Raw genomic sequence first — 14276 nt, 5'->3', positions numbered from 1 at the left:
ATCCACTCTACTGCACCAGTTGCATCGGTAACCAATACTTGGTCATTTCCTCCTGAAGCAATATCTTCCGTTAAAATTGTACCGTTTACTATGTTCTCTGTTTGAACAGCATTATCTGCCAACTTTTCGTTAGTTACTGCATCTGCAGCTAATTTATCTGTTACGATAGCTAAGTCTTCTACCTTAAAAGGATCCGCTACAGTTCCTAAACCTGTAATAGTTACTTGATCGGCAATAGCATCAAAATCTGACTTATCAATCCACTCTACAGCACCAGTTGCATCGGTAACTAATACTTGATCTACGCCACCTGAAATAATATCTACTTCAACATCTCCTAGTAAAGCATTAGCATCTCCTGAAATAGTAATTGTTCCATTTGGTGAAGTTATATTACCATCGCCTTGAAGTGTAGAAACATCAACACTTACAGTACCCCCATTTTCTAACTGTAGTGTTAATTGATTTGTAAGCTCATCAAAACTAAAGTCCTGAAGTTGTTGATCATCGGAAGAAGTTAACTCCCAAGAATCTCCATCCCAGAAATAAATTGTTCCGGTATCTGTGTTTACATAAACATCGCCAATATCTGCTCCTGTTGGAGTTGTCATTCCTGGACTAGTGACATCTGTTCCGCTTAATACTTCACAATTACACTGATCTTCTAAAGTCACCGTAGTTTGCGAAATGGCAACAGTAGTCATTAATAGGAATACTAGTAAAAAGAAATTTTTAATCATGGGTGTGGGTTAACTTAAACTTTAATTGGGTACTTGTAAATAAGTAGGAGGACTATCAATAATTGATAGACACTTTTACTCTTTACAAAATTAACATTTGCTTATGCTAGGGGAAATAAATGTTGTGTATGTGTAAATTAGTAAGGTATAGCCAGTAATAATTGAGGTCTTGATTTCTAAAAAAGTGTATTTTATCGAACTCCTTAATGAAAACAGTGTTTGAGAAAGATTGATATTTTAGGAAAACCGACTAATTGGTTTGTTTTACGCGCTACGTAATTCTTCTGTTTTTGATAACTGTGTGTATTTCTCATAATACCAAATGGCAAATATTCTGAGCTTGAATTTGATACCGTTGTCGTAGCAATACTAAAATTACTCGTGGTAAGAACCTTCGCCATACACAAGATTTTATGCGTTAAAATATGCTATTTAATTGTACTCTAAAAAGCGTATTATACGAGCTCTTTTATCAGAATAACCGTTTTTTTAATTGGCTTTAACTCTATAAGTTATCCTTCTATTTGTAATTATTGTCTTTGCTTTTATATTTAGTAAGGCTTGCTGAGATGTTCTATCAATAGCACAGGCAAAATTGTTAGTAACTATAACACGATACAACTTACCATTATCCGCTATAGTAGGTGTATTAATAGTTAAAGTAGAAGTCTGGCTACCAGAATATTTTGTAGTATCTGCTAATGGTAAAAATAGGACTCCACCATCTGAACTTTCATACCATTGGTATGAATTTGCATTATTTGCAATTACAGTAAAAGTGGCCGACGTATTAACAAATACGGTTTGATTCGTCGGTTCTGATGTAATCGTTGAAGATTGACCTATTTCTAAAAAGTCATAGGTACTATTATTATCGGCATCCGCTGGTTCTTGATAAGAAGCTGCAATAACGGTTCCATCTGAATTTACCGCAGGCGATCCTGAACCATACATTCCATTATTATCTAAATCTGCGTCTGGATCAGCAAAGGCTTCATCAGCATCATTACACCCATCATTGTCTGAATCTGAATCTAAAAAATCATTTGTTGTATCAGAATCTGAATCTGCGATTACATAATTTACTATTCCACGATCTGGGTCGTTTTGAACACTATTTGGTATTCCATCCGTACCCACGGCTCCATCTACAACTCCGTTAGTATGGGCTTGATTATGACCAGCTTCCAAGGCATCATATATACCATCATTATCACTATCCAAATCAAAAACATTTGGAACTCCGTCATTATCACTATCTAAACATTCTGTACTGGATGTAACACTTACTAAATCTAAAGCAGCACCATTTGATGTTCTATCAGGAGTTGCATAAAATTGAATGGTTGTTTCCGTGGTTGTAGCTACAAAACCGTGTTCATAATAAAACCATTTTTGAGGACCTCTTATACCCTCGACAAGACCCTCTGCGGTGTAATTTAGCGTTTCATCAATAATATGAGTATTCCCAGAATCTATTACATCTACATCTAATGTTACTTGTGTTCCTGTCTCATGCCCTATATCTTCACCCCAAAAGAATGAAAACAGGTATGTTTTACCAATTTCTGTGGTGATGATTTGAGAAAGCGTGTTGTTCACTCCACTTGTTACATCATTATTACCTGTAACATCTATATATTGGTTGCCATGGTATGCTCGAGCATAAACGTCTGGAGTCCAAGATGGACTTCCTCCGCCTACCCAGCCATCTAAATTAGTCGTATAGTTCCAACCTGCTAAGGCATTTGTATTGTATGTTGCGCCTATAAATGTACCAGAACCATCTGTAAATCCATTTGGAAAAGTTGCTGGATCAGTAAAATCTTGTTGTTCAAAAGAAGGGTTCATTATTAAATTTCCACAACCTTCGTCAGTATCTAAAATTCCATCATTATCATCATCAAAATCTAATATATCTAAGATCCCATCTGCATCTGTATCTTCGTCTACAAACAATATAACTTCATTTGAATATTCATCAGTACAAATATGAGCTGAATCATAAACTGAAACTCGAAATTGTTTTTTATGATCTGCCATACTTACGTTTGATACTGTATAGCTGCTATTGGTTGCTCCAGAGATATTTGCAAAAGTAGCACCATTATCTATGCTTTGCTGCCATTGATACGCTAAATTACCACTAGCACCACCTGTTGCTGCTACAGAAAAAACAGCATCATCTCCAATAATCGCGTATTGATGTGTTGGCGCTGTATTTATCGTAACAGCATACACCTTTATTTGTTGGGTGACATTAATAGCGTTACTACAATCATCAGTAACCGAATAGGTTCTCGTAATTGTTTCAGGATTTGAAAGTCCATCACTCGAATCACTAATAAAAGTGACTACGGGGTTACTCGTACAATTATCTGATTCGTCATCTACTACGGTACTGTCCGGTACTGGAAAATCTGAGCGACAATATACAGTTACATCATTTGGGTTACTGGCAGTGGGTAGCGTATTGTCATTAACCGTTATAGTCTTTACAAACAAAGAACTCAAATTACCATTAGTATCTGTAGCCTGATAAGAAATTGTTTGCGTATAATTATTGGCACAGCCATTATTAACGGTAACATTACTTACTTCATCTATTGAGGCTATAGCACAATTATCTGTTGCCTCTGGCATGGTTGGAGCGGCTGAGCCACAGTAAATAGAAATACCGTTAGATGTAGGGGTAAAACCAAAATTAACTCCTGACCATTCTATATTTCCACCTGGAATACTACTATAGGCTTGAATAGCACTTGTTCCCGTCAAAATTAAATTATAAGTTCCATTGCCATTATCTACTTCTGTGTAGGTAAAAGCAGACTGATTGGATAATTGCGTTGGGTTTAATTGGTAGTTGGCATTGTTTATACGTATTTCCCATTCCGGAACTATAGTCCCCGTAGAGTTTTGAAGTCCAAAACCCCAAGAATATTGTGCTTGATTGAAATAGGTTGTCCTTAAATCAGTACAAGATGGCACTGTTGCAATTTCACTTGCACATTGATAAGTTTCATCGAGACTGCCACTTACAGTAATCCAAGTAGGTGCTTCAGAGTCTAGTTGAATTGATGTGGAAGCTGATATATTTATTGTAGGGTCTCCTGCTGATCCACCATACTCAACAATATATCCTTTTGGCTGATATGCTCCGCTCCCTGACCCTGTATTACTCAAATCGTTCCAAGAACCAGGACCTCCAGATCCTCTAACTACTGAAGGGTCTGTAATATGCGCATAATCTTCATTACCTGATTGATTAGGTTCGCCTCCATTCCAATAGGCAAAAAATGTAGGTCCTACGGTATTCCCTGAACTTGTTCCAATCCAAAAAGAGGTACCTGCTTCTGGCCCTGTTACCCAACGCCAATCACCCTCAACAGCAGCATCAGAAGCGCCAATCCAACCTGTACCTTGAGCCTGAGAGCCAGAAAAATCTGCTTCTTCTTGCGAAGTTAATGTAGCTAAATAGCCCTGCAACCCATAATAGGTTCGTAAAGCTGCCGCATCTCTAGCCGCCGTCCACGTTATTCCGATACTAGAAACAAATTCGTAGTAATGATCCATAGATGGTAAATAATTAGGATCTCCCACCGTAATGGAAAAATTTCTAGAACCTGTTGGATTCGTAGAACTACTCGAATAGCGTATAGCAGCAACTGCATTTTCAAATTCGGTTAACGTAGCCGGACCAGCTAATGTAAGTTTCCCTTCAACAGCGCTCCATGTTGTTGTTATTGAAGAATGTGTACCAGTCAATGTTAATACATCTTCTCCATTAATATAACCTGAAGATATTTGTACTGCAACTGCTTCCGCTGTTGTATCATCAGAATCAGTAATACTTATAGACTGAACTACGGGTATATTTGTTGCTGTACAATATTCCTCATTGCCCGTAGCGGAAATGACAGGCGGTGCATTGGCTGTAACGATATTAAAACTTACTGTATTTGAAGAGCCACTGCTTAAAGTTGATTCCGTAATTAGACTACCATTTTGAAACACGCGTACATAGGCACCAGAACCGTTCCAACCATCTCCAAAACTGTCTTCTAGCACTAATGAATATCCTGTTCCGGCAGTTAATCCTGAAAAAGAAGTTGGACTTGCTATATTATCGTAAGAGCTATCTCCAACATTATTAACATAACAATTTGAAGGGTTGCAAACAGAACCAATCTGATTAGCTGCGGGATTTCTTAAAATTACTCTATTTTGAGAAGACCAATTAGGCCAATTTACCTCGATTGTAATCGTCTCTTGGCCATAAGTACTAAAACCAGCCAAAATAAAGAATAAGGTAAATACTATTTTTTTCAATAAATCCATATATACTGTTAATAGTGCTTAATAAAACATATGTTAAACCGAATATTCTATTATTGATGTACATCTGCGCGCCACATTGCCAAAAGCACCCCATGTATTTTGAATGAAAATTTGCATTGCTGTTCTTCCATCAGTACTAATAGCTCCCGAAAAAGCTTGCCTCTCAGCCCAATCACCAATCAGTCCAACTGCGAAAATAGCTTGCACATTGATCAATGTATTATTACGTATTAAAAAAAAAGTTTTGGAAACATGATTATTGTTCTCTAGAACGAGAACATCTGAAACTTCATGACTGTAAAAATCTGACCAAGCAGATCTACCGCCTTTTGTTTCTATTAAGTGTAAACTACTATAAGTAGCCGCACTTTCTGTGAAAATGCTTTGAAAATAAATAGCTTGTGCATGAAACAAGCTAATTAGCAAGATGGTGAAGGCTATAAGTTGTCTACTGCTAAAGTTTGCAATTTTAATCATTGGCTGTGGCTGTCTATTCTATTGCATAGAATAGTTGGGTTGAATTATTGATAGTACGTCTACTTATCAAAAATCTACCTTTAGCCTTTAAATAGGAAATAAATGTTGCAAAAGTGAACTATACAACCGTAAAAACAAATAGTTCTGTTGTTAGGTATTGATTACCAACAAATCCTATCCTTTTTTCAACTTAAAAACACTACACTTCATCCGATTATTAATTTTTCTTTACCCGATAGGTTATCCTTCTATTTGTGATTACCGTATAATTTTTGATCATACTAAACGGTGAGAATTCTGAAGTAGAATTTGAGATTGTTGCTGTTGACGTAATAAAATTACCCGCTGCAATGCTAAGCGGTCCAGCGATCACAAATTTAAATTTATTTGTAGTATCTGTATTACCATCTACATCTGTATAAGGACTTACTGCTGTAGATACATCTGCCGCAGAACCTTCAACTACAGTCGCTAAATAAATTTGCCCTTCTCCATAATCTGTAGTATATCCTAATTGATTATCTCCTGTAACGGCACTACCTTCATTAATATCTGTTAAAAATACTTCAATAGTAGCTCCTGGTCTTGACCAACCTTCTATTACTAAATTAGGTCCTGAAACAAATGCATTTGCAATTATTGGAAAATTCAGCAATCCGTTTGGTCCCGAATCTGCATCTGCAGCATCATTTATAGTGACTCCATCTCCTAATGCATTAGAAGCATCTAAATCAATACCTAAAGCATTCGCAGCCGTTCCATTAGCAAAAATGGAATTTTGTGAAATTAAATTTCCAGACGTAGCTCCTCCAGAAATAACAATTCCGGAGCCTGCATTTGTAGCAATTATGTTATTCGAAATAGACGAATCATTACCGTGCAATCTCACACCAGCATTCTTTATTTTACCACCACAGTTACCACCATTCTGTCCTGCATTCGTAATCGTATTTTCTGTAATAATGACATTACCAGAAATTGCTTCTCCATCAATACCTAAGACAGCCGAATTATCAATTAAATTTTGACGTATGATAATTCCCGTGCCATCTGCCAATAATATATTGTCATCACAACCGGTCGCTCCATTTGCATCAAAATGATTATTCTGTATGGTTGTACTTGTGCCACCATCAACAAAAATACCTGCATCCGTATTTGACGAAATATAATTTGAGTCTATGATTGCTACTCCATTTTTAATTTCAACTCCATAATCTATATTTCCTGCAGCATTTCCTATTGCATTTACTCCTAATAAGGAATTAGAAATGGTAACAGCACCACCGTCTATTATTATTCCTGCATTATTATTTCCGTACACCGCTACATTTCTGATAACCACATCTGTTCCTGATGCACTCAACACATCCCCATTGTTCTTATGAATCTGAATTTCTGGACGTATATAATCTGGCAATGTAACACCAGAAGTTCCAACTGCTGTACCTCCTGCACCAATAGTACCTGAATTAGAATCTCCTGAATATGCTGTTTGGGTTCTTCCATCTAACACCGTATTTGTTCCTGTAATTTCAGAAAACGGATTTCCATTTGAAATCAACACATCAAAAATTCCTGCTGCATAATTAGCATCTGCGGCTCTACCTAAAGCATCGCCCGTTGGCGGAATCATAAAAATAGAGGTGTCTTCTTCTGGAGCAGTATCAAAAATACTATTTGCCTCAATATCTAAACCTACTTCTGATAAGGTATTAGAATTGAGAATAAATTGTTCAATGGAACCTTGACCACTCTCATTGGTATTTACAATCGTATTAAAGTTAAATCCGAAATCTATATTTGCTACACCACTGCTTGCAATACTAACCTGTGATAAACTTTGTGAGCCTGTAAAAACACCTAATGCAGTATCTGTATTGGCAGCCGGATTAGCCCCTCCTATTTCATCAAGTACTTCTATATTATTAGAAACATCACCATAACTCCTAAACGTTTGGATAGGAAGACATGTAGAGCAATTTAAACCATTACCTCTTGTAGATTTTACGGTTGTGTCAACTGCTTTTACAAAATAATCTCCATCCGCCATTCCTCCAAAGCTATAATCCCCATTGACATTGGTATTTACTCTTCTTACGAAATCTCCATTATCATCATATAACTCTAGAATAACACCTGAAATTCCTGTGCCATTAGCATTTGACATATTTCTTCCTAGTCCGCCTCCATACTGAATGTCTTCAAAAACAGAACCAGCAATTAAATTTGAAGGTACTTTTAATACTACCGCAGCGGATATCAAAAAATCCTGTCCTACATCTACATTAGCAGTAACCTGGGAGACTCCTGGCGATATATAAGTAGAGATATCATATGTATCTAAATCTACGCCGTACGAAGCTGTAAAATTATAATCTGGTGAAATAGTGTTATCATAAATGGTCGAATTATAAGCATTATTTCCTGGCTGACCGCCGTCTCCTGATAACACATTGGTCGTATTTGATTGATTTGTAATTGATAGTTCTTCTGGATTCACAGAACCGGAACTTGAACCATCTAATGTGGAATCTCCTTCCCAAGAAAGAAATGAAGCTTTTGCACCTGCTCCCGCTATCGCATAAAAACTATCTAGCGTAAAAGAAGTACCTTCATTACTTAATCCATCAAAACCTTGGTATAAATTAATATTTACAGCCGGTAAGTTAGGATCTTCATAAAATACAAAGAGTGTCCACCCACCAAGAACGGTAGCTGTTGAGCAATAGGTTCCGGTGTTATCTACAAATAAGTCTGAGAAATCAAATACATTCGTAGATGGGTTGGCAATTCCTTGCACTATAGTAGTAACATCACTCACATATCCATAAAAGTTCCGATTTGTAAGTGTGGTTTGGTATTGATAATTTGCATTTACTGTCTGCCCTTCAAATGTAACCGTACCGTCTACGACCGTGCTGGAATGGGCCCAATATAAATAGGCCTTTGAAACTGTTCCTGTACTTGGTATAGGTGAAATTAAAGTATTAGAAGATGATGCTTTGATACTACAAGGATCTGTATTATTATCATTTGTCCTGAGAGAACCACCCGTGGTACTATAATCATAGTACCCATCAAATTCTTGAAAAAGAGTTAAAGGGTCATTCGCTAAGATTTGAGAATTGATATAACCATTGGCGGTATCACTATAATCTACTGTTGCATACTGTGCACTGGCACCGGAAAAACCTACGGTAAAATATTCTACTAATTCTGGGATACCATCATTAACAATAGGCACTGAAAATGTTTGAACGTATCCTACTCTACCGTCAAAGGTTAGGGTACCATTTACAGAAATATAATCGCTTCCAACATTTGCCGTACCATCACTCACCGTATAGTTAACTGTAAAAGGCGTGTAGAAATATCCAAATAAGGTACTTCTACCGTGACGATCTCTTACATGTGTTACTGTGAATATAGCATTACCAGAATCTTCATCTATATAAACATCATCTACTACAATTTTAGGCCCTGGTGGTGCACAAGTAACATCTGCTTGCCATCCATTTCCTGTTGTATTGTTATTAGACGTGAATCTAAATGTTAAACAACCATTTGTATTGGTAGCAAATATTTGAGTTGGAATATTATCATTATCATATTGCCCAATAAGTGTTGCGCCAGTAGAAGTACCATCATAAATATAAAGTACATCACCAGGAATTACATCAAATTGCTGAAAGTCTACAGTTAGATAATTACTTGCAATGTCTGGACAAATAGTATATACAATATCTTCATTATCTGAATAATTATTAATCCCTCCTGAATCTAAAAATATATCATCACAGGAACTATCAGATTGACCATCTGTAATGATTAAGGCGTCATTAGCCAAAATTGTGCCAGTACCGGTAGCTGTGATGTCCACATTTGAATTTGTCGTTGAAGTAAATGACACGCTAAACGTTTCATCACCTTCAAATATAGTATCATCTAGAATAGGTATCGTTATAGTTTCTGTGTCTCCAGAATTTCCATTGAAAGTTATAGTTCCTGTTGTTGCCGTATAATCTTGACCTGCAATAGCAGAAATATTTGAAGTTGTATAATTAACACTATAAGCACCACTCGTATTTCCTCCCGTATGGGTTACTGTAAAAGTAGCTGTACCGGCATCTTCACTGACCGTCACATTATTTATAGCAAGATCAGCACCGTATACGGCACTAAATTGAACGTTATCTATATAAATAGTATCATTATTCTCCCAGTTTGTGTCTACAGGGAAAAAGATGATAGCCGGGTTTGACGCAATTTCTGCTGCTGTTAAGTTATAGGTAATAGAGGCTGTACCACTATTGATTCTTTGAACAAAGCCCCAATTGTTATTATCCGCATTATGGATAAAAACATCAATACCTTCTCCCCCAGCAGAAATGGCGTTATAATCTAAGGTCATAGTTGCCGCAACCGCACCCGCCAATGGCACAAATCGATAGATCCAAGCATCATCACTACCACGAAACCTAAGTTGATTATTATTTATTGTAATAGACCCGCTAAATGGAGAACCATTGTCATTACGTTCAATCCAATTTGAACTAAAGTTCTGCGTACCATTATTATTAGAATATGAGGTACTACTAAATGTATCCCTAAACGTTTCTTGTGCGGAAATGAGGACTGAAGATAACAATAGTATGTAGAAAAATAGGTGTTTAAATAGGGTCATGCATTTTACTAAAGGAGTACCCACCTAATTAAGGCAATTATTGGTACTACTATATTCCAAGTAAAAATACTTCACGAAGCAGCGGCTATCTAAATTTTGCTGTGTAGCTAGGCAAATTTGAAGTATATACCTACAAAAAGATTATTAACGCTTACCGATACTTTGTTAATTAAACATAAATCCATGGAAAAAACTAGCAATACGGTATAAGCAAAAAGGCAGCTACCTTTAGAGTAGCTGCCCTTTTTGCTTATATTTGGAGTGTTATTATTCTCTAATAATGAATTCTGATCTTCGGTTTAAATCGTGCTCTTTAGAAGTACAATTAGAATAATTACCACAATTATTTACCAGCTTGGTTTCCCCAAAACCTTCTCCTTCTAATCTATCTTCTGAGATTCCTTTAGAAATCATATAACCGACAGTAGATTCAGCTCTTTTTTGAGACAACCATAAGTTATAAGCATCCTTTCCACGACTATCCGTATGAGAATTAACTTTGATCTTCAAACTTGGATATTTCTCCATGGCTGCAATAACTTTCTGAATTTCAATTTCTGCATCTGGTCTAATATTATATTTATTTAGATCAAAATAGATGGTACTTAACTGCAGTAACTTAGCTAAATCATCACCAAAACCACCGGAAACATTATCACGTTCTAAGTAAAAATCGATCACTTTAGGCTCCCCATCAGACTCTCCCATATATTCTTCTGAAGGAATATAACCATCTGTCATAGCACGAACAAAATTACCTTGATCACAATCTATTACAATTTCATAGTATCCGTTAGCATCCGTAAGCGTTTGTAAAATTTCAATATTATCTTCATTGATTACTTTTACTGTAGCCCCCACCAAAACTTGATTTGAGATTTTATCTCTTACAATACCTGAAATTTCTTGTCTACATTCTAATTGCAATGGGATGTTTTCCACAAAGCTATAGATATCATCATTTCCTAATCCCGTAGCTCTATTTGATGCAAAATAACCTGTTCTATCTTCTTCATTAAAGATAAATGTAAAGTCATCTAACTGCCCATTAATAGGCTCACCAACATTTTTTACAGCTCCTGTATAATCGTTATCTCTTATTTTAGTTGCAAAAACGTCTAAACCTCCTAAACCTGGGTGGCCTTCCGATGAAAAGTATAACACATCTTCACTAGTTACAAAAGGAAAAGTTTCTCTTGCCTCCGTATTTATAGTACTTCCTAAATTCTCTGGAGTACTAAAAGTTCTATCATCGTTGATGGTTACTTTAAAAATATCTGATTCCCCTAAAGTACCAGGCATGTCTGATGCAAAATATAATGTTTTCTCATCAGGACTCAACGCTGGATGCGCAACAGAATAGCTATCACTATTAAAAGGGAGCTCTTCTAGATACGCTACTATACTATCTTGGATAATAGCCCTAAAAATCTTTAAACGAATTACTCCGTCTTCATCTTTTGTTGACTTACCTTCTTTAAAATTATTTCTCGTAAAGTATATAACACTACCATCTCTAGTTGCTGCCACTGTAGATTCATGTAGTCTGCTGTTAATGTTCTTATTCATTTTAACAACTCTACCCATAGATAAACTATCGGCATTAACCTTATAGATATCTAAGAAATCTTTAGAATTCCAGGTATGTCTATATCGCGCTAAGTTCCCTGTATCTCTATCTGACGAAAACAATAAACCTTCTTTGTAATATGCAGGTGCAAACTCTGAATAGACCGTATTAAATTCAAAGGAACCAATAGTATATCTTCCTGAGTTTTCTTTAATTTCTTTTCTATAATCTCTGTCTGCCGTAAAATTATTAGCTCTATAATCTCCCGCAGAAGTGATCTCCGAGAATTTTTTCATTAACTCATCTGCAGCTTCATATTCCCCTAAACTTCTTAAGGTTTGAGCATATCTAAAATAATAATCTGGAGTAACGTCAGGTTCAAACTCTGTCACCAATCTCTTATAAATTTCAGATGCATTTTTATAATCAGCATTGAAATAATAAGAGTTTCCAAGATTTTTCAAAAGGTCTGCAGATACAAAACCTTTATCCAAAACTTTTTTATAAATATCTATCGCCGGACTAAATGAGAATTCATCGTATTTAGTATTAGCGCGTTCAAGACTTTTTTCTTGTGCGGATAAACTTCCAATTGAAATAAGTAGTAGAACTACTGTAAAAAGTATTTTTCTAACCATAATTGTAATTTAGAAGAAACGTGGTGATACTAATTTTTGGAATGATTTCATTAGCTCATATCTCAAGAAGATTTCAAAAGAACCATCATTAAATCTTGTAGAACCTAACTCTGTTGTTTCTTTATCATAAGCCAATCCAATCATGAATTGATCAGATATTTGAAAACCTGCCATTGCACTTACAGCTGCATCCCATCTATATGCCGCACCGAATGTAAATTTTTCGTTGTACATAAAGTTCGCCGATAAATCTACTTGCAATGGTGCACCACCAACTACTTTTGTTAAAAGTGCAGGTTTAAATTTGAATTCACTTGATAAATCAAAAACATATCCTGCAATCGCGTAGAAGTTAATACGTTCTTGGGCTAAAAAAGTAATAGAATTGGATTCTCTTGCTGAATTATCAAAGTGATCTGTTTCCAATAAATTTGGAGCAGATAAGCCTAAATAGAATTTATCGGTATGGTAATAAGCTCCTATACCAAAATTTGGAGAAAACTTATTTTCTATGTTATCTCCTGAAACAGCTTCACTATCAAAATTTCTAAGCTTATTAAAGTCTAAATTTAATAGGTTACCCCCTGCCTTTAATCCAAAAGATAATTTTGCAGTTTGTGACACGTCAATAGTGTACGATATAACTCCATCAAAATAGGTTTCTTGAACGGTACCATTACCAATCTCATCATTCACTATAGATACACCATACCCTAATCTACTATTTCTAATAGGGGAGTGTAAATTTAATGTTTGTGAGGTTGGCGAACCATCTAAACCTACCCATTGCGATCTATATAATGCCGTAACACTCAATTGGCCACGAGATCCTGCGTACGCAGGGTTTACACTCATGGTATTGAACATATACTGGGTATATTGAGCATCTTGCTGCGCATTTGCGCTATTAAAGAATAGGGATGCTAATACTATCGGTACTAAAAAAATTAATTTATTCATAATATATAGTGTTCTCAATACTATTATTTACTTACATAGATATAACCACTATCGGTTACTCCTTTATTGTTAATATCTTCATAGGTGAATATATAGAAATATACTCCTGATGGTAAATATTCTTCTTTAGAAACAGTAGATCTACCGTTTGAACGTCCGTCAAATACATTGTTCTGGTTGTTATACCCTTCCCCTTCGTAAACGGCTATTCCCCAACGATTGAATATTTTAAGTGAATTATTAAAGGCGGTATCCACATTTCTAATGAATAAGAAATCATTCTTACCATCACCATTAGGAGTTACCATTTGGTTCACTTCAATTTTAGCATCTTCTTCAATGTCATCAATTGGATCTAAATAATCTGGAGTACCATCACCATCTGTATCATCATTGGTTGGGTCACCATCACCATTTGCATCTTCATCTGGAGTATTAATTCCATCACCATCGTCATCTAAATCTCTATAGTTAACATCTTCTGTACCATCGGTATCTGGTAAGTCGTTCGCAGGATCATTGATCTCATCGTTTACATCAAAACCGTCATTTACATCTGATTCTTCATAACCATCATCTAAACCATCACCATCAGTATCAACCCCTGTGTATTCTTGATCTGGAATACCATCAAAGTTAAAATCGTTTCCTTCGTTATTATCTGGAACTGAATCGTTATCAGAATCTAAATCGATATAATCAGGAGTATCCTCACCATCATGATTGTTTGGTGTTAATCCATCAGGATAAGCACTATTCAATCCATCATTTCCAACATACGTAGCTTCGTCATCCTCGTTAGGTGCAATGTACCCTTCTGTTGTTTGCGCTTCTACGTTATCTGGAATACCATCATTATCAGCATC

Annotated in this window: 7 protein-coding genes; all 7 read right to left on the bottom strand. The window is 35.9% G+C overall.

Features of this window, described 5'->3' with window-relative positions:
- The coding region (locus BLQ19_RS20340; protein ID WP_437438137.1) for a hypothetical protein at positions 1–740 on the bottom strand (740 nt) is incomplete at its 3' end.
- Positions 741–1229: 489 nt separating this feature from the next.
- A complete protein-coding gene (locus tag BLQ19_RS20335; RefSeq protein ID WP_074539584.1) occupies positions 1230–5078 on the bottom strand; it encodes a DUF8696 domain-containing protein in 3849 nt (1282 codons plus the stop codon).
- A 33-nt stretch (positions 5079–5111) separates the two neighbouring features.
- The gene (locus BLQ19_RS20330; protein ID WP_074539583.1) at positions 5112–5555 is read right to left on the bottom strand and encodes a hypothetical protein; all 444 of its coding nucleotides are present in this window, start codon (positions 5553–5555) and stop codon (positions 5112–5114) included.
- 217 nt (positions 5556–5772) lie between these two features.
- The gene (locus BLQ19_RS20325; RefSeq protein ID WP_074539582.1) at positions 5773–10242 is read right to left on the bottom strand and encodes a Calx-beta domain-containing protein; all 4470 of its coding nucleotides are present in this window, start codon (positions 10240–10242) and stop codon (positions 5773–5775) included.
- Positions 10243–10509: 267 nt separating this feature from the next.
- Positions 10510–12450 carry an OmpA family protein gene (locus BLQ19_RS20320; RefSeq protein WP_074539581.1) on the bottom strand — a complete coding sequence of 647 codons (1941 nt, stop codon included), beginning with the start codon at positions 12448–12450 and terminating at the stop codon, positions 10510–10512.
- A 9-nt stretch (positions 12451–12459) separates the two neighbouring features.
- Positions 12460–13410 carry a PorP/SprF family type IX secretion system membrane protein gene (locus tag BLQ19_RS20315; protein ID WP_024481550.1) on the bottom strand — a complete coding sequence of 317 codons (951 nt, stop codon included), beginning with the start codon at positions 13408–13410 and terminating at the stop codon, positions 12460–12462.
- A 23-nt stretch (positions 13411–13433) separates the two neighbouring features.
- Positions 13434–14276 (bottom strand): T9SS type B sorting domain-containing protein (locus tag BLQ19_RS20310; RefSeq protein ID WP_139150303.1); only part of this gene is annotated, 843 nt, incomplete at its 5' end.

Origin of the sequence: Cellulophaga baltica, from assembly GCF_900102165.1 — a bacterium.
In the GTDB taxonomy this organism is placed as follows: Bacteria; Bacteroidota; Bacteroidia; order Flavobacteriales; family Flavobacteriaceae; genus Cellulophaga; species Cellulophaga baltica.
Note: the sequence above shows the minus strand (reverse complement) of the source record. Positions and strands in the feature narration are given on the sequence as shown.

Coding starts and splice junctions, on each gene's coding strand:
- BLQ19_RS20330 (WP_074539583.1), bottom strand. CDS start 5,555: ATGATTAAAATTGCAAACTTTAGCAGTAGACAACTTATAGCCTTCACC.
- BLQ19_RS20320 (WP_074539581.1), bottom strand. CDS start 12,450: ATGGTTAGAAAAATACTTTTTACAGTAGTTCTACTACTTATTTCAATT.
- BLQ19_RS20335 (WP_074539584.1), bottom strand. CDS start 5,078: ATGGATTTATTGAAAAAAATAGTATTTACCTTATTCTTTATTTTGGCT.
- BLQ19_RS20315 (WP_024481550.1), bottom strand. CDS start 13,410: ATGAATAAATTAATTTTTTTAGTACCGATAGTATTAGCATCCCTATTC.
- BLQ19_RS20325 (WP_074539582.1), bottom strand. CDS start 10,242: ATGACCCTATTTAAACACCTATTTTTCTACATACTATTGTTATCTTCA.